The organism is Cyclobacterium sp. SOCE241, from assembly GCF_056867545.1.
Window position 1 is genome coordinate 2465019 of record NZ_CP149779.1, and the last position, 18457, is coordinate 2483475.

Here is an 18457-nt window from a genome sequence, read left to right on the forward strand (position 1 = left end):
ATGGATTACTTTAAACAAATTTTTAGCTACGTACTTTATCGTTTCAAACGAAAGCAGAGGGCTAATGCTTTGCAGGTTGAAACTAATAAAATTGAAAAACCGCTTGAAGAGGATAGCGTACTAAAACTTCTTTTCGTATTTATAGGTCCCGCTGTATTCGGGCTTTTAATCAACGCGCTCTATAATTTTGTAGACCGCATATTTGTGGGTCGATTTGTAGGTGCTGAGGGCTTATCTGCAGTGACAATGGCGTTTCCTATTTCCCTTTTTCAGTTTGGCTTTATTTTACTTTTTGGAAGTGGATCAGGTATTTTAATTGCCAAATACCTAGGTGAGAAAAAGAAGAACAAGGCTGAAGATGTACTCGGGGGTGCCATTGCCGGACTCCTACTGACTATCGTGATTTTCACTATCGCAGGATTGATATTCTATAAACCACTATTGGAATCTTTTGGAGCTCAAGGAATATTATTGGATTTAGCAGCAGAATATCTTGTGGTCCTTATCATGGGCTTTCCTTTAAGTTTTTTCCTCGCTTTGGAGTTTACTTGCCGGGCTGAAGGAAACCCACGTTTTCCTGCAAGGCTTATCTTATTATCCTCACTAATCAACGTTTGTCTTGATTATGTGTTTATGAAAATATTTGATATGGGAATAAGTGGTGCCGCTCTAGCTACCGTCATAGCTCAATCCACAAATGCTTTTTTTAATTCGATACTACTTAAGTGGTAATAGCCTTGTGCATATAGTTTGGAAAAAAATCAAACTCCAAAAGCATACTATTTTCCCAATTCTTTCGGTCGGCTTTGCACCATTCATAATGGACGTAGCTAACAGCCTACAAAATGTATTTGCAAATAATTTACTTCTCAATTCAGGAGGAATTGAAGGAGTAGCAGCAATGGGAATAATTTTCGGGCTTAATGTAATTTTTATGATGACGGCACTTGGCACAGGAGATGGAATGCAACCGATCATCAGTTTCAATTTCGGTGCAAAACTTAGTGACAGGGTAAAGGAAACTTTCAGGTACGCATTAATAATGGTAGGCGTAACTGGAATAATTGGGGTTTTTATTTTAGAATCCCATACAGTTTCATTGATCAGTTTTTTCATAGACGACAATGAAAACATCACCACTATTTCTAAAACAGCGATACAAATATTCGCGGTATCAATACCTTTTTATATGGTGCAGATAGTAATGACCCGCTACTTTCAGGCACTGCAACAAAATAGAATTGCAACAATGCTAGCACTATTGCGCCCGGGGTTGTTTGTTCCCATTGCAATCCTCCTAAATAAGTTATATGGGTTGATTGGAATATGGATAGCCTTTGTAGTGAGTGATAGTATAGCTGCCCTAATCTCATTTTTAATGGTTAAAGGCTACACGGGCAAAATTTTAAGACCACTTAAATCAGTTACCAGCAATAAACAATTATGGACATGAAAATAAAAACGATCAATTTAAAAATTTTGGGTATTGGACTATTTATTGGTTGCCTATCCATTTCTTGTAATGGCAATAAGGATGCTCATCTAAGCGAAGGAATTGCTGAATATAAGGTTTTAAGCCTTACGCCACAAAACGTAGACCTTTACAGTGAGTTTCCAGCACAAATTGAAGGAATTGAAAACATTGAGATTAGACCTAAAATCGAAGGTTTTATAGAAAAAGTTTTAGTTGACGAAGGGGAATATGTAGAAAAGGGGCGTTTACTTTTTGTGCTTAATGCGCCGCAGTATGCCCAAGAGGTACGCAATACCCAAGCCGCCATAAGCAGTGCCGAAGCAGAAGTAAGTTCTGCTCAATTGGAAGTGGAAAAAGCAAGACCCTTGGTAGAAAGAGGTATCATTAGCAGTTTCCAACTTACTTCAGCAGAAAACACGCTTAAGGCAAAAAAAGCAGCGCTAGAGCAAGCACAAACTAGTTTAGCAAATGCAAAAACCAATTACAGTTACACTCAAATTTCCGCTCCGGTCTCTGGTTATATCGGAACACTTCCTTATAAATTAGGTAGTTTGGTGAGTAGTAGCACAGCAGACCCTTTGACCACTGTATCTAATATTAAAAAAGTGTACGCTTATTTTTCTATTAATGAAAAAATACATCTTGAAATTGTCCGAAAAAACCAGGATATAAGCACTAAAGAGCGGATGGAAAATCCGATAGAAGTTCATCTATTATTACCTGATTATACGATGTTTGATCAAAAAGGTAAAATACAAACGATAAGCGGTCAAGTAGATGAAGAGACGGGTTCGTTTAATGTACGTGCAATTTTTGACAATCCGGAAAATCTACTTAGAACAGGAAATAGTGCAACCATACGCATTCCAAACACAATAGAAAACGCACTGCAGATACCACAATCTGCCACCTACGAAATTCAGGGAAATGTATACGCCTATGTGGTAGATAGTTTATCTCAAGCCCAATCGACCAAAATTACCGTTACCCCTTCTACATCAGGCCAAGCATATATTGTGACTGATGGACTTAAGGCCAATGATCAGGTTATTATTGAAGGAGTTAATACCCTCTCTAATGGCATGAAAATTCAACCTGTTCAGGTAAATGCTTCTGAAGTCGAAGCTTTACGAGTTTCTACCATAAGTGACAATTAATTTAAAAATCACGCATTATGTTTAAAAAATTCATAAAGAAACCTGTTCTATCATCAGTGATATCCATTATCATTTTGATATTGGGTATCATAGGAATCACAACCTTGCCGATATCTCAATATCCTGATATTGCACCGCCCACAGTTCAAGTATCAGCTTCCTATGATGGAGCAAATGCAGAAGCTGTGCTAAATAGTGTCATTATTCCACTAGAAGAAGCCATTAATGGGGTAGAAGGAATGACCTACATGACATCTACTGCAACAAGCGGATCGGCAAGTATAAGCGTTTATTTTGAATTAGGAACTGATCCAGATATTGCCGCAGTAAATGTTCAAAATAGCGTCTCTACTGCATCGAATCTGTTGCCATCAGAAGTTACACAATCTGGTGTAACTACTAAAAAACAGCAAAGCAGTAATGTTTTGATTGTTAGCCTTTACAGTGAGAATAGCGATTATGATGAAGCATTTATTCAGAACTATGCCAATATCAACATTATTCCCATTCTCCAAAGAATTAATGGAGTAGGAAGCGCTACTAGTTTCGGTAGTAGAGAGTACAGCATGCGTATTTGGCTAAAAGCCAACATTATGGCCAACTACGGTTTGGTTCCTTCAGATATTAGCCTTGCCTTGGCAGACCAAAACCTGGAAGCTGCACCCGGAGAACTAGGACTTCAAGGTGATCAGGCATATCAATACACTTTGAAGTACAAAGGTAAATTACAAGACGTTTCAGAGTTTGAAGATATCATCATAAAAACAACCGAAAGTGGTCAAATTCTAAGGTTAAAAGATGTCGCAAGAGTTGAGCTTGGCTCGCAATCTTATAGTACTTCAAGCTTATTGAATGGACACCCTGGAGTTGGAATTGCTATAGCACAATCTGCTGGATCTAATGCGCAGGAAGTTGTTGAAAATGCTAGAGCTTCTCTAGAAGCAGCATCAGTTAATTTTCCTGATGGAATCTATTATACCGAAATGCTCAATGCCAATGATTTCTTGGATGCTTCTGTTACTAAAGTAATTGAGACACTCATAGAAGCATTTTTGTTGGTATTTCTCGTGGTTTTTATCTTTCTCCAGGATTGGCGTTCTACTTTGATTCCAGCAATATCAGTGCCGGTAGCCGTTGTAGGCACCTTCTTCTTCTTAAGCTTCTTTGGTTTCACCATCAACTTATTGACATTGTTCGCCTTATTGCTGGCTATTGGTGTTGTAGTAGATGATGCCATTGTGGTGGTAGAAGCTGTGCATGCCAAGCTAGACAGTGGATATAAATCAGCACGAAAGGCTAGTTTAGATGCCATGAATGAGATTACCGGAGTTATTATTTCCACTACATTGGTCATGGCTGCTGTATTTGTACCCGTAACCTTTATCAGTGGGTCCTCTGGAGTGTTTTATCAACAATTTGGATTTACCCTCATTATCGCAATTATTTTATCGTCAATTAATGCATTGACTTTGAGTCCGGCTTTGTGCGCCTTATTGTTAAAACCACACCAGGATGATCAAACCGAAAAGGGATTTATCCAACGTTTTCATATTGCATTTAACACAGCTTTTGAGAAGACAACTTTAAGGTATAAAAAGTCAATTTCATTCCTTATTCGAAAGAAAGCAATAGCCATTGGTACACTCCTCCTATTTTTTGGATTGTTCGTTTACCTTTTGAATACTACCCCAACCGGTTTTGTCCCAGATGAGGATCAAGGTGTTATTATGTCCAATATTAGCTTGCCTGCAGCAGCATCTCTGGAAAGAACCGCTGAAGTAGTAAACCAAGTACAAGAAATTACGGCAGATATTCCAGAAATAGAAACAGTATTCACATCTACAGGCCGTGGAATGATCAGTGGTGCAGGTTCAAATTATGGTATGCTTATCCTCAGATTGAAAGATTGGGATGAGCGATCAGGCAATGATCAAGACGCGCAATCAATTATCAAAAGATTGTTTGGAAAGACTGCACACATTAAAGATGCTAGTATCATCTTTTTTACACCACCCACTATAACGGGTTTCGGTATAAGTAACGGATTTCAATTACAATTACAGGATCAGAGTGGCGGAACTGTGGATGAACTTTATGCTGTGAGTCAGGATTTTATTTCAGCTTTAAACAAAAGACCTGAGATCCAATATGCAACCACCACGTTAGATCCAACCTTTCCTCAGTATGAAGTTGTAGTAGATGTAGCCAAAACCAAACAAGCAGGCTTAAATGTTGATGACATTCTAAGTGTAATGCAGGGGTATTTTAGTGGTGTCTATGCTTCCAACTTCAACAAATTTGGAAAACAATACCGTGTCATTTATCAAGCTGATGCGAATTTTAGAACAAACACTGAAAGCTTAAATGCCATCAAAGTAAAAAACAGCAATGGTATAATGGCTCCTATAACTCAGTTCGTTACCCTCGAGCGAGTTTACGGCCCTCAGAGTATATCACGTTTTAATTTATTTACATCTGCTAGTATAAACGGTGCTCCCAATGATGGTTATAGTTCTGGTGATGCCATTAGCGCTATTCAAGAAGTGGCTGCAGAAACACTGCCAACAGGTTATGGCTATGAATATTCAGGACTGACAAGAGAAGAAATTTCTGCAGGTAGTCAGACTGTTTACATTTTTGTTTTTTGTTTCATTTTTATCTACTTTTTCTGAGTGCTCAATACGAAAGTTACATACTACCTTTATCAGTGTTATTGTCTGTCCCAGCCGGACTTTCAGGTGTGTTGATATTTGCGAATCTATTTGGTATCAGCAATAATATCTACATCCAAATTACACTCGTCATGCTTATCGGGTTACTTGCCAAAAACGCCATTTTAATTGTAGAATTTGCCCTGCAGAGGAGGCGTGAAGGTGAAACCATTGTACAGTCCGCAATAGATGGTGCCACAGCCAGACTTAGGCCTTTATTGATGACTTCATTTACATTTATTTTCGGTTTATCCCCCTTAATGATCGCATCGGGTGCAGGCGCTATAGGAAATAGAGCCATAGGCACAGGAGCCATTGGCGGGATGCTAATTGGAACCATTTTAGGCGTCTTAATTATTCCAACACTTTATATCATTTTCCAAACGCTCCAAGAAAAAATTGTGGGTATACCGGATGACGATTGGGGGGAAGAAGAAGCCATAACATTGAACAAATAAATAAAACGGACATGAAAAATAGAGCTTTAAAATATATTGTTCCAATAGCCTTTTCGCTTATAATATTGAATTCCTGTGCCGTGGTAAATAAAAACTATCAAGCACCAGCGACAGCGTTTTCTGAACAATATAGGGATTCAAATGTAACGGATTCCACCACTATTGCTTCACTGAAATGGGAGGAAATAATTACTGATCCTATTCTACAAGAGCTAATTAGGGAAGGATTGGAAAACAATCTTGATTTGAAAATAGCCCTGGAAAACATCAATCAGGCGCAAGCAAGTTTGATGCAGGCTAAGCTATCTTTTTTACCAAGTTTGGAAGGAACTGCTCAAATAAGTAATTCAAAAACATCCCAAGCAGCACTAAATTTTGGTAATATAGAAGGTATCAACTTAAATACAGATTCATATTTAGGTCAATTAAGCAGTAGTTGGGAAATAGATGTTTGGGGTAAGTTAAAAAGTAGCAAAAGAAGTGCCCTAGCTTCCTTCCTACAAACGGAAGCAGCAGCAAGAGCTATCCAAACCCAACTGATTTCGGATATAGCTGTGTCCTATTATAATTTGCTAGCACTCGATGAACAATTGGCCATTGCTCAGCAAACCCTTCAAAACAGAATTGGAGATCAAGAAACCATGAAATACCTTAATAGATCAGCAATTGTAGATGGTGCGGCTGTTGTTCAAAGCGAAGCAAGTAGATACGAAATAGAAGCCAGTATACCAGATATTGAATTAAGTATTCAGCAAGGAGAGAATGCCCTTTCTATTCTTTTGGGCAGATCCCCCGGTTCCATAGAAAGGTCTTCACTGACTGAGCAAAAGGCCTATTCCGATTTACAAATTGGGCTCCCGGCCTCACTTCTCAGAAATCGGCCTGATATACAAGAAGCTGAATTGGCTTTTAGAAGTGCTTTTGAAGATGTCAATGTGGCAAAATCCTATTTCTATCCTTCTCTTACCATTACTGCTAATGGTGGGCTTTCATCTTTGTCTTTAACAGGTTTTTTTGACAATTCCATATTCTACAATTTAATTGGCGGCTTAACACAACCCATTTTTGCAAAGGGAGAAAATAAGGCACGATTAAAAATTAATGAATCATTGCAGCAACAAGCCTTTTATGATTATAAAGCCACTTGGCTAGAAGCAGGGGAAGAAATATCGAATGCACTCTTTCTTTATAATAAAGCCAAAGAAAAACAGGAAGCAAGAGCCAATCAAATTTCAGCTTTGGAAAAATCAGTGGAGTTTACCGAGGCCCTTTTGGAATATTCTTCTTCCACTAATTATACAGATGTACTGACCACTAAAAACAATCTTTTGTCTGCTCAATTAAATGGTGTTAGCGACAAATTACAGGAGTTGCAGGCCGTGGTCCAACTTTATCGAGCCCTTGGGGGAGGATGGATAAATAATTAGAAAGCAATCAAGCTGTTTAAACTCCCGATCATATAATCAGATTTCTTGAGCTTAATTAGATAGTGTTGATTTTGAAACCCCACACAGCAACAAAGCTGCTGATTTTGTAACGATTATAACAGGTAATGGGTTTTGTATTGGATCCTTCAGGTTAAATCAATTGATTTTAATTATTAAATGAGGCGGCAGTAGAGATAATATATTCTCTATTGCCGCCCTTTTTCCAAATGCACAATAGAGTAATCGTACAATCAAGCATTTAAAATTCAGGATAGCTAAAACATTGGGTAGGGCCATACGTAAAGAGAAAGTTTTGGAAAGGAGTACTAAACTTCACCCAAAGTAATCAAACCATACCGGACTTAGTTTGGAGAATGCAGCCCCATTTTATTCCCTTCTGAATCAAGGAAGATGGCGAAAAACCCACTCTCATCTGCATGGAGGGATTTTGGAACAATTATTTCTCCCCCATTTTTCTCGACCTTATCAAGAATTACTTGTAGGTCATCACCTCCATTTAAATAGATGGTCACCCCAGAGGCCGAGGGAGTGTAACCTTCTGCCTTCATAATCACCCCCGTAACCATTTGCTCTTCGTATGGGAAGATTCCCATTTGCATTTCCGGGAATTCCATCTTCACAATGTGGATGTCCAAAATTGCCTGATAAAAATCAACTGCTCTTGAAATCTCTGTCGCGGGAATTTCAAAAATTGAAATAAAACTGTTCATAGGAATGTTCTTTTGTGTTCCGTTTAAATCAATGGGGCGGTTTACAGTATTTGATTGGTCCTGACCCTCACAGGCGGCCAGCCAAAAGCCAAGTAAAACCACACCATTGCGTATTAAATATTTCATATTTTCTGTGTATGTTCACCATACAAATATGAAATAGGAACCTCAGCTAAAATTGTAAAAATGCGACACCTTTACTGATAAAAAAGCCTTGAAAGGGTCATGTTTTCATGGCCTAAAAATTCTTTGGGGTTGATACCTGTAAATTCTTTAAAATCCTTGATAAAATGTGCTTGGTCGTAATATTCAGTTTGGTAGGCAATGGCAGTTAAACTATCCGACTCTTGGTTTAGCAACATTTTTATAGCTGTTTGAAGGCGGATTACTTTGCCCAACTGTTTTGGGCTAACGCCAATTTGCTTTTTAAACTTCCGCTCTAGTTGCCTTCTTTTGGACAAGTCCTTTTTGAGAATTGCGCGTATCGATTCTGTTCCATTGGAGGATATCAGGGCATCGACAGTCTGTTTTACAATGTGGTCAATGGTATCTTTATTATTCAGTTTATTCAGAAGGAATTGTTCTATGATTTCAATCCTATTTTGGCTATCCCTAGCCTGAATAATACTTTGTTCCAAGGCTTTAATTGCATGCCATTCAAACAATTGAGCTAAAGGTGTTTCTTTATTTACCAAATTTTTAATGGGTATCTTCACAAAATTGGCAAAGCCATAAGGATAAAATCTAATCGCAAAAGTATTTACTTGGCCCAAAGGCTCGATAAAAAACGGGTCCACGGTTTGTCCAAGAACCATTGCCCGAGGTTGTAGGATAAATTCATCCTGAGAAATGTACCGCTTGATATCATCTCCAAGAATAAATGCCATTTCAATGCATCCATCGGGAATAATCCGTTGCCTTTTGGCTTCCCCTTCAGCAGGAACTTCCAAAGTCCAATAACAACATATAAGAGAGGCTAAATCCGGATGGGGTTGGAAGGTTTGATAGTTCATTAATGAATGAATTTTACAGGCTTAATCGCTCTGAATAGCCCAAAATGGTTTAATTTTATTGTGATAAAACATGATTTTTATTCACCTGACATACAACCTTACCACCGAACACTCTATATCAATAAGGCTACACCTAATACCCTATAACATTACCTCTTTAGATTTTCCCCTGTGCACTATCTAGTTGTATTACAAACTCAAATTTACCATTGATCCTTAATAAAACAAGGAGGACCGAGCGTAGTAAACAATTTATAAGAAACATACAAAATTTCGCGCAGAGTCGCAGAGTCGCAAAGAGAGAATTTCCTAACCTTAGCGTCTTTGCACCTTTGCGAACTTTCAACAGTATCCTACAAGTTTCTTTTACTTGTTTACCTTTGAGCGATGGTGATAAAAAATTTATATGAACCATAAAAAAATTTCGCCCAGAGTCGCAAACACGCAATGAGAAGATTTCCTAACCTTGGCGTCTTAGCACCTTTTCGAACTTTCAACAGTATATTACAAGTTTCTTTTACTTGTTTACCTTTGAGCGATGGTGATAAATAATTTATATGAACCATAAAAAATTTCGCGCAGAGTCGCAGAGATGAAATAAGGGAATTTCCTAACCTTGGCGTCTTAGCACCTTTGCGAGCTTTCAACAGTATCCCATAAGTTTCTTCTACTCGTTTGACTTTGAGCGATGGTGATAAAAAATTTATATGAACCATAAAAAAATTTCGCGCAGAGTCGCAGAGTCGCAAAGAGAGGATTTCCTAACCTTTGCATCTTAGCACCTTTGCGAGCTTTCAACAGTATCCCATAAGCTTCTTCTACTCGTTTGACTTTGAGCGATGGTGATAAAAAATTTATATGAACCATAAAAAAATTTCGCGCAGAGTCGCAGAGATGCAATAAGGGAATTTCTTAACCTTAGCGTCTTTGCGCCTTTGCGAGCTTTTAACAGTCTCCCAAAAGGTTCTTCTACTCGTTTGACTTTGAGCGATGGTGATAAAAAATTTATATGAACCATAAAAAAATTTCGCGCAGAGTCGCAGAGACGCAAAAAGAGGATTTCCTAACCTTAGCGTCATTGCACCTTTGCGAGCTTTCAACAGTCTCCCAAAAGGTTCTTCTAGTCTTCACCCTTTGAGCGAATCTAACTACCCTTGAAGGCTTTAAAAGCCTTCAAGGGTTTTATACGATACGACACATCAAACTACTTGCAGAATCTCAATGGCTCGGCCTCTAAAATCCACCTTATCTCCTGCACATTTACCTTTTAAGGCAATCACCAAGGGAGAATCAGCCGATACCACCTGAACTTCCTGCCCCTCATGCATGACCTTGCCAATGGAAGCAGCCACCCATAGCCAGCCAAGTTGAACCTTAACCAAGGCTCCGAGGCATACGGTAGCAGAAGGATCCACAGAGGTCTGGATTACCATTTTCTCATCCCGATCCAACAGAACCTTTTGCTTTTCTAATAAATCCCTGCTTTGGTTGATACTCTCTCTACCTGTCTCATATTTGTCTCCCATACTGCTTTTGGTATCAGCATTGGAGGCTTCTTGCAAGGCAAGTAATTGGGAATTAAGATCTTCTTTTTCTCTGCCATTAAGGTCAGTACAGCATTTTTTAGGCCGGCTTTATAGGTACTTTCCATCTATGAAAAATAAGCGTGAAGGTTTAACAATTATTTTTCATTCATTAGGCTTTCTATTTCATCAGGCTCAATTGGAATATTTCCCATCAGGTCGGTATAGCCCTTTTCATTGATCACAATATTGTTTTCCAGCCTGATGCCTATTTCTTCTTCCAACACATAGATGCCCGGCTCCACGGTAAAGACCATACCCGCCTGAATCGGTTCATACATGGTACCTACATCATGCACGTCCAGCCCTAAGTGATGAGAAGTACCATGCATAAAATATTTTTTATATGCCGGGTTTTTGGGATCCTGGTTTTTTATATCCGTCTGATCAATCAAGCCCAAACTTAAGAGCTCACCTTCCATTATCAAACCTATTTCCTTATGGTAGGATTGTATATCCACTCCCGGTCTTAGCATGGCCATTGCTTGTCGCTGCACCCTTAAGACAGCTTCATATATCTGCCTTTGTCGCTTGGTAAAGCGACCATTGACAGGAATGGTTCTGGTCATGTCTGCATTGTAGTTGCCATATTCAGCACCTACATCCATAAGGATCAGATCCCCATCCTTACAAGTCACACTATTGTCCAAATAATGCAGCACACAGGCATTTCTTCCTGAGCCAATGATGGGCTCATAAGCAAAACCCCTGCTGCCACTTTTTATAAACTGGTGTAGGTATTCCGCTTCAATTTCGTATTCAAGTACCCCAGGTTTTACAAAATCCAATACCCTTCGAAAACCCGCCTCCGTGATATCACAGGCCTTTTGAATCTGATCAATCTCTTCCGTTTCTTTTACCGCCCTAAACTTGTGCATCATGGGGGCCAATCGATGGTATTGATGTAGCGGATACCTGGCCTTACATTCTTTAATAAACCGAGCAGTCCTAGTTTCCACCTCCACAACAGCCCTGAGATGTTCATTTGTATTTAAGAAAACATGCTTACTAAGGTTCATCAAAGTATTAAAGATACTATCAAAATCCGTCGTCCATTTGATAGTACTTATGCCGGAAAGGGCAGTAGCTTCTCCCATGGTGAATTTATGTCCCTCCCAGATGGCAATATGTTCGCTGGTAGGTTTGATAAAAAGCACCTCTCTCAATGCAGGATCCGGAAAGTCAGGACATATCACCAAGATAGTCTCTTCCTGATCGATTCCGCAGAGGTACAAAAGGTCATTGTTTTGCCTGAACTTCATGGTCCCATCTGCATTGGTAGGCATGATATCATTGGAATTTAAAACCGCTAAAGAATTGGACGGCAATTTATTGGCAACTTTTGCCCTATTTTTGATATAGAGGGATGCTTTGGCAGGTTCGTATCTCATAAAATATTGGGTTTTAACAAAGGTAAAAAATATACTTTGATCACAAATTTAACTAGCCAAGGAAATGGCATTTTTTGCCCTGCCTGCTAAAACAAGATAGTTTTGACCGATTCCCGCTAATATCCTTAAATCTAATTTTCTATCACTTTCTCGGAACCGGCTGTAAAAGTATAGCGAAGCAGAACTTTTGTTACACTTGCTACAACACCTGTGGCTACAGTCCATAACAATGCTTCTTTTAGGGAATTATTTTCCGGATAAGGGTTTTTTGGAGCTTCCTCACCTGTCTTTTTCTCATACAATTGTTCCAGTCCTTTCCGCACTAAAAAGCGCCAAGGATGGTTCCTCCTGTAATTACTAAAGATTGCAGATACTCTTTGTTTTGTTGTTTCATGATAGGATAAGTTTTTTACACTTACTACCATTAAATAATCATGCCAAACCCTTAAGATTTTAAGCGATATTTTGGATTTTTTTGCACTGGTACACTTTGAAGGGTAATTGGTTGACTTTTTTAAAGATGCCAATTCTTCATAAAATCCAACTTTGACTAAGGGGAATTTTAGGGAAATGGGGTTTGATGCTGAGTTTGTATCACCCATCGGGATGAATAGACTAATGCATTTACCGTAACTGTTAATCCGAACGAATCTAAATCCCCCTTCAATTGGGCAAAGGGGGATTTATTACGTAAACTGCAAACCAATTGTAGCTTTTAAACCAGTAACTTTCTCACAGCCCTAAAAACCTTTTGATATTTCCGGACTGTAAGTTCGCCCTGGTTTGAGCATCTGCTTCATCTTCTCGCAAAGAGGCAATCCTTAAGGCCCCAGTTTTGTAGTCCAGGATAGGAGAATGCGTACCAAAGCCAAACTTTTCTTCACCGAAAGTATCCATCAACCCCCTTAGGTCCAACACATTTCTTCCTGAGGTATCCATAAACACATCCCCTTTCTTAAACAAATCCAAATCCTCAGTTTCTAGGTGGGTGCTACCGGACAAATTCAGCACCATAAACTTGGCATCAGGTACAGCTTTAACAATAGGCATCACATCACTTAGCTTCCACTCATTGCTAATATCCAGCCATGAGCTGGGGCGGCTATCCACCATTCTAAGTGTTAATCCAACCGGCACCTCCAGATCTCTGCACCTTTTCACCAATTCAACACAGGCCGGCAAGTCAAGTCCATAACGATGGTATTTTGGAAATATTCTTACCCCTTCATTCCTAAATTTTCTATACTCTCATGCAAATCTTCTCTCCAACCTGAATAGACAGGGTTGATTACTGCAAAAGGAATCAATCGCTCCTCCCATTTCCTATTAAACCTGATCTCTTCGTAAGTTTCCTTGTTCGCAGCTTGGGTATCTTTATAAAATATTCCATTAATATTGGTCAAAACCGAAGCGCTAATATTATTGGCATCCATTCTCTCTATAAGATCCCTACAGCTACTATTTTTTACCTGACGAAAGGGCCAGTGTCCTATATATGCATTACTATCTATCCACATGGTTTCCTGACTTTTTTAGTACATTGTTATAATTATCAAAGAAGAGCTTTTTTCTTTGACTATCTGTAAGGGTAGCAGCCATCATATGGCCTACACCTTGAAAAAGCTATTGTCGCAACCAAAGAAGATCCTATCCTCGCCAATATACTCCATGGCATAGGGAATGATATCTCCTTCATTATTACTCCCTGAAACATCTACAAATACATTTGGAAAAGGAGCGACAGCCTTGCAGGCATCCATCCAGTCTCCACCACCGGCAAGGTGGGCCAATTGAAACATGGCCTCAGGATACCTTTTGGCTGCTATTACAAAATCCTCCGGTGTAGAGACATTTTCCGGTTCTCTAGCATCAAATATCACCCTAGACTTGCCTATCCCCATATGCATCAAAATGATCATCTTCATGTCTATGTATTTCTCTATAATGGGATAAAACAAGGGATCACTTATTTTCACATGGTTGTAAAGCTTTAAGCCGGTCATTCCCTGATCTATACACCTGTCAATTTCATCTAAAGATTCTTTGGCAAATGTAGGATTGATCGTAGGCTGACCAATAAACCTGTCAGGATACTTCTTTACAGACTTAAGAATCAAATCATTGCAGGCAATAAACTCTTCCGGAAGACCTTTACTTCCTGGCCTCATTGGCCTTGAAATCACCAATTTATCTATCCCTAACCTATCCGCATATTCTATCTGTGTTTCCGGGCTATCCGAAGTAAAATAGACATGGGCATGGGAATCAATCTTTTTGTATTTCATGACCTCCTTCATCAGGTCATTCTCCATAACGGGCTTTTCTTTGCTTTTAAAGCCCGACAGATGTGCACCCAATGCAATTCCTGAAACAGAAACAGCACTGGTTGAAAAAACTTTCTTCTATTCATGTTTTCAAATTGTTTTTTCGAAGTGGTATTATTAATACGTGACCGACGACTAAAGCGCGTCGCAAGTATAAAATTTTAGCATTAAGAAAGTGTTTCCTTCCAAACCAATCCCCCGTTTTGAACCGAGGCAGCAGCAAAATGTCCACTTAACTTGATCTTGTCCGATTCAATGCTTACCTCACCTTTATTATGCAAGGACATGATATAATCAACCCCCAAAGTAGTCTCAACCCTTACAAGTCCCTGCTTGTCTATCAACTCTACATTCTTGACAATGGACGTCCCTTTTTCAAAGCCTTCAAAGACAGAAACAAAAGTTTGAAGCTCATTTCCCCTTTTTCTCCGAACAAAGTAAGGAATAGTAGCTCCAATATCGGCATTTTTCCAATCTTTTTGTCCCCATCCGGTACCCACAAACATTTCTTCACCTTCTTGCCCCAAACACCAAGCCTTGGTGTAAACACCTGTTTCACTTTTCCATTGGCTTTTCCAAGTCCTATTACCTTTAGCCGTTCTGATGTCACTAAAATCATAAAGTGACAGTTCTTGATCAGGATTTGGAGCTATGTCTAGAATTTCCATATCATTGGTTGATGCATGGAATACGTAATCCTGAATCTCCCCACCTTGCACTCTAAAAAAATCTACCACATAACTCTGCCCATTTCCATGGTCCACTAAGATTGTGGTTCGTTTGTAAACCAAGGCCTGAGAATATGCGGTCGAAGCCATTTCCATTACCTTCACCTTCGGGAAAGTTTTAAACAATAAAATTTCTCCTCCCCTCCCTTTTTTAATTTGATTTTGCTCATCCAAGAGAACTGTATTGTGTGCCAGTGCCCTGATATTATTGGGCTTCTGAGGGTGATCCCATAAGTAGCCCAAATCCGATAGTAAGGCTGTACCTTTTTTCCAATAATAAAGATTAAGGCTGTCATTTTCATGATGAGTACCCCAAGGACTGGCACTCAGGAGCACCAAACTTTCTCTTCCATCGACCCCTGTTCTAAAATGTCCAATTTGTAAATTGGGTGGACACCAATCCGTGAATTTTAACACGGGATTACTCTCTTGACTCAGCTGTGGTTTTCTGTAATACAAGGAGAAAGACAAAGCGCCATTGGGCTTGGTAAGGTCATAAGGAAGCCGCAACACCGGCTCCACTTCACTCTCAGTAAATTCACTATTGAATCTCTGAGATCCGCTATGCAATAAAAGTGCATCTCCACACATTTCCTTCAGTAAAGCCAAGTAGGATTTTTTCTCCTGATAATTGGCGACCATTAAGTCTACATAAGCTACATCAAGTGTAGTGTTTACGAAGGAGTCCGCATAAGGAGGATATTTCAAATCCCCCTGAAGACCATTATAAAAAGCCTCCCAAACGGATTTATAATTGGTGGCATGATATAGATCCAGCCTTTCAATTCGCTTACCATCGGAATCCCGATAGCCTTCAGGATCTGAATACCCCTGGCCTGCTTGAGCCATGTCCCAAATACCTCCCAAAGTCATCAAACCATAAAAAGGGGATTCACTGGTAGTGCCATCAGGCAAATACCACCCGTTAATGGTCATATCGAACCCTTCAAGTCCAAACCGAACCAAACCCGGATGACCTACACACATTCCTACCAAAGCCACGGAAGTCCGGTTACTAACAGATTTATTGTTCAGTTTCTTGTCGCAAACCAGCAATAGGGTGCTTTCCAACAACAACTCCTTTTCTATTTTTATTTTTTCAGCTTCTGAAAACAAAGAAGATCCATCTGTTTTTTTGCTTGACAGGTAAGGTCATAGGCTGTCACTACTTTTCTTACAAAATCAGCCTCTAAACCAACCCCACTAGCTCTCCCGGCACTCCAAAATCCAGTCCAAAGCGCATGATCAGGTTTATTGGGAGGAGGACAAAGTTCAGGTTCAGGCAAATTCATTATATTTAGTGCGGCCGTTTTTGGAGCCATGTCAGCATACTCCCCATACCCCACATGAACCAACCATCCAGGATAACATTCTGCCAAACGAAGCAGTATTTCCCTACATTTGGCGGCGTAGTAAAGGTTTCCGGTGAGTAGGTATCCCTCCGCCAAAGTTTTGCAAAAACCTGCAATCCACTGAACTCTTCGCGCCCTGACATTTGCTGTAAAACTAGGTCTTCCTTCTTTGTATCTGAAAATCACAAAAGGCTCACCACCACAATAGGAAATCTTTTGAGGCTTACCCCATTTGGTCTCCAATACTATTTCCTCAGGATACTCACTGTTGGGAAAAACCAGCTGACAGGCAGTACATTGGATCTCATGAGGCTTATCAACATCCCAAGCCCACAATCCATGTGGATGCACCGGTAAACCCTTATCCCTGCAAGAAGGGCATGGTGTCCAAAGTGGATCACCGGGAGTAGTTTCCTCTATCATTTCAAGCAGAAACTCAGGAGTAATCTTAGCAATATGATTTTGAATCACTTGCTCTATCCGCTCAAAATGATCCTTTGCCCAATCGTGATTTTGAATATTTTTTAGGGCAAGTTCTTTGTTCTCCTGTTTGATGGTTAGGCAAGGATGATGAACTTTTTTCCTATATTTTTCCCAGTCTGACCAATCCATCAATTGTTCAGTATCCGGATAATTATTTTTGCTTAAATATTTTGAAGGATAATTGATGGGATTGATATACAATCCCAAGCCCAATAGGGTACTTTGTTTAAGAAATTCCCTTCGATGAGTCTTATTATTCATAAATATTAGTTATTGCTCTTAACCTTCTTAGCATAGGGTAGCAAAAAAGTTTAGAATTGATCCATCATGTCATTGATGCACTTAAATATTTTAGTTTCTAATGTGGGTTTCCACGTTCCCGGAAGTCCAAAAGCGATTTGAGAAGTGGCTCCCTCATAACCTCCCTCTGCAAGCACTGTCCTGGAGGGAATATAGGCCATGACATCATTTGAATATCCCAGAACAAATAAGTTGCTGCCGTATTGGGTTTTTAACTTTACAGCATAATCTACCACCGGTTCTCCCCCAAGGGCAACCATCATTTGCTCACCAAGCTTCCAAATTTGAATGGGGTATGGATAGGATTGAACTACTTTATTGTTTTTGACTTTCTCATGCATCATCTTTGCCCATCGCTGATAATGACCCGTACTCTCTTTGATCATTTTTTCCAAAACCTCATTGGAAGGTGGGGCATTTAATTCAAGATTTACTTCAGCATAAGTAGTTTTTAATGTGGACGCCAGCGGTTTCATCTCTTCGTTAAGCACATTTTCAACCGCGACTGCCAATTCTTTACCGTATTTCTTGGCCAAAGGAATAGACAGCCTGGGCAAAGGATTTTGGTTGGCTCCTGCCCCTTGGAAAAACATGGCCGTTGCACCCGGGTACATTTTTTCCAATTCAACCTGTGCAAATCCCGGATAATCCCCAGACCATTGGGTTACTGATAAGACTGTTGCATGACAAGCATATCCAAAGGCAACTGCCATGATGTTATCTTTTCTATCAGTCACTTTTAATACCGGAACGGCATAATCATTCGGGCCATTGGTAGTGGTGGTGGCTCCCAATTCAGCTTCTGTATTGTTTCTTCGATTTACCTGAAACCTGGTAAGTCCGTTCTCTGTAAAAATTTTGGCAGGAATCAATCCTTTTAAGGCTTGCCCCACCAATTCAACAATTTGATCTTCCAGCCAATCCGAGTAGGTATTTACCTTATCGATTTCGTCATCACTCAATGGGTAGACATGGTACAAATAATCTTTGAGCACGGGTCCGGAATGAGAATGGGAAAAGTTCAATAATACAGCATCCTCATTTAGGCCATACCTTGTTTTGATTTTCTTCTTTATTCGAGTGCTCATGTCTCTCGGCATGCCGGAAAGATCATTTGTAATCAATACAGCCGTATTCTTGTCTTTGTCTTGAATAACAAGGGCTTTGGACCAGATCGGGTGAATGACTCCTTGAGAAGGCTTGGTTCTTGAAGCAAAACCGGCCATCCACATAGGGGCTTTGGGAGTAATATTGATTTTTGCTACGTTGGCTTTCCACCCGATTGAATCCACCTGAGCTTTTAGCAAGTTTGGAATCAATAAGCA

15 protein-coding genes and 1 pseudogene are annotated in these 18457 nt (G+C 39.7%); 5 read left to right on the plus strand and 11 right to left on the minus strand.

Features of this window, described 5'->3' with window-relative positions:
• The 5 genes and pseudogenes from WG932_RS12290 to WG932_RS12310 all read left to right on the plus strand — a co-directional run bounded on the left by WG932_RS12290 (position 1) and on the right by WG932_RS12310 (position 7227).
• Positions 1-732, plus strand: a complete 732-nt coding sequence (locus WG932_RS12290) for an MATE family efflux transporter (protein ID WP_483088135.1) — start codon at positions 1-3, stop codon at positions 730-732.
• A gap of 88 nt (positions 733-820) precedes the next feature.
• Positions 821-1453 carry an MATE family efflux transporter gene (locus WG932_RS12295; RefSeq protein ID WP_483088136.1) on the plus strand — a complete coding sequence of 211 codons (633 nt, stop codon included), beginning with the start codon at positions 821-823 and terminating at the stop codon, positions 1451-1453.
• On the plus strand, positions 1450-2631 hold the full coding sequence (locus tag WG932_RS12300) for an efflux RND transporter periplasmic adaptor subunit (RefSeq protein WP_483088137.1): 1182 nt from the start codon (positions 1450-1452) through the stop codon (positions 2629-2631). The genes WG932_RS12295 and WG932_RS12300 overlap by 4 nt, the downstream gene beginning before the upstream one ends.
• A gap of 17 nt (positions 2632-2648) precedes the next feature.
• Positions 2649-5800, plus strand: a pseudogene (locus WG932_RS12305) (efflux RND transporter permease subunit).
• A gap of 11 nt (positions 5801-5811) precedes the next feature.
• Entirely contained in the window at positions 5812-7227 is a 1416-nt protein-coding gene (locus WG932_RS12310; RefSeq protein WP_483088138.1) for an efflux transporter outer membrane subunit, read from the plus strand.
• 362 nt (positions 7228-7589) lie between these two features.
• Here the strand turns inward: WG932_RS12310 and WG932_RS12315 are convergent, their stop codons facing one another.
• From WG932_RS12315 to WG932_RS12365, 11 genes are all read right to left on the minus strand, one after another.
• Entirely contained in the window at positions 7590-8084 is a 495-nt protein-coding gene (locus WG932_RS12315) for a VOC family protein (RefSeq protein ID WP_483088139.1), read from the minus strand.
• 71 nt (positions 8085-8155) lie between these two features.
• Positions 8156-8971 (minus strand): AraC family transcriptional regulator, encoded by an 816-nt coding sequence (locus tag WG932_RS12320; RefSeq protein WP_483088140.1) that lies wholly within the window; start codon positions 8969-8971, stop codon positions 8156-8158.
• 1199 nt (positions 8972-10170) lie between these two features.
• Positions 10171-10533: a hypothetical protein gene (locus WG932_RS12325; RefSeq protein WP_483088141.1), complete on the minus strand. Its 363-nt coding sequence runs from the start codon at positions 10531-10533 to the stop codon at positions 10171-10173.
• 119 nt (positions 10534-10652) lie between these two features.
• Positions 10653-11945 carry an aminopeptidase P family protein gene (locus WG932_RS12330; RefSeq protein WP_014018484.1) on the minus strand — a complete coding sequence of 431 codons (1293 nt, stop codon included), beginning with the start codon at positions 11943-11945 and terminating at the stop codon, positions 10653-10655.
• Positions 11946-12076: 131 nt separating this feature from the next.
• Complete coding sequence (locus WG932_RS12335; protein ID WP_483088142.1) at positions 12077-12547, minus strand: DUF4235 domain-containing protein; 471 nt, start codon at positions 12545-12547, stop codon at positions 12077-12079.
• A 130-nt stretch (positions 12548-12677) separates the two neighbouring features.
• The gene (locus WG932_RS12340; RefSeq protein ID WP_483088143.1) at positions 12678-13106 is read right to left on the minus strand and encodes an amidohydrolase family protein; all 429 of its coding nucleotides are present in this window, start codon (positions 13104-13106) and stop codon (positions 12678-12680) included.
• Between the two features lie 56 nt (positions 13107-13162).
• A complete protein-coding gene (locus WG932_RS12345) occupies positions 13163-13462 on the minus strand; it encodes a hypothetical protein (RefSeq protein ID WP_483088144.1) in 300 nt (99 codons plus the stop codon).
• Between the two features lie 90 nt (positions 13463-13552).
• A complete protein-coding gene (locus WG932_RS12350; RefSeq protein ID WP_483088145.1) occupies positions 13553-14257 on the minus strand; it encodes an amidohydrolase family protein in 705 nt (234 codons plus the stop codon).
• 179 nt (positions 14258-14436) lie between these two features.
• Entirely contained in the window at positions 14437-16113 is a 1677-nt protein-coding gene (locus tag WG932_RS12355) for a hypothetical protein (protein WP_483088146.1), read from the minus strand.
• Complete coding sequence (locus tag WG932_RS12360) at positions 16089-17093, minus strand: hypothetical protein (protein ID WP_483088147.1); 1005 nt, start codon at positions 17091-17093, stop codon at positions 16089-16091. The genes WG932_RS12355 and WG932_RS12360 overlap by 25 nt, the downstream gene beginning before the upstream one ends.
• A gap of 50 nt (positions 17094-17143) precedes the next feature.
• A complete protein-coding gene (locus WG932_RS12365; protein WP_483088148.1) occupies positions 17144-18439 on the minus strand; it encodes a neutral/alkaline non-lysosomal ceramidase N-terminal domain-containing protein in 1296 nt (431 codons plus the stop codon).
• Positions 18440-18457 lie beyond the last annotated feature (18 nt).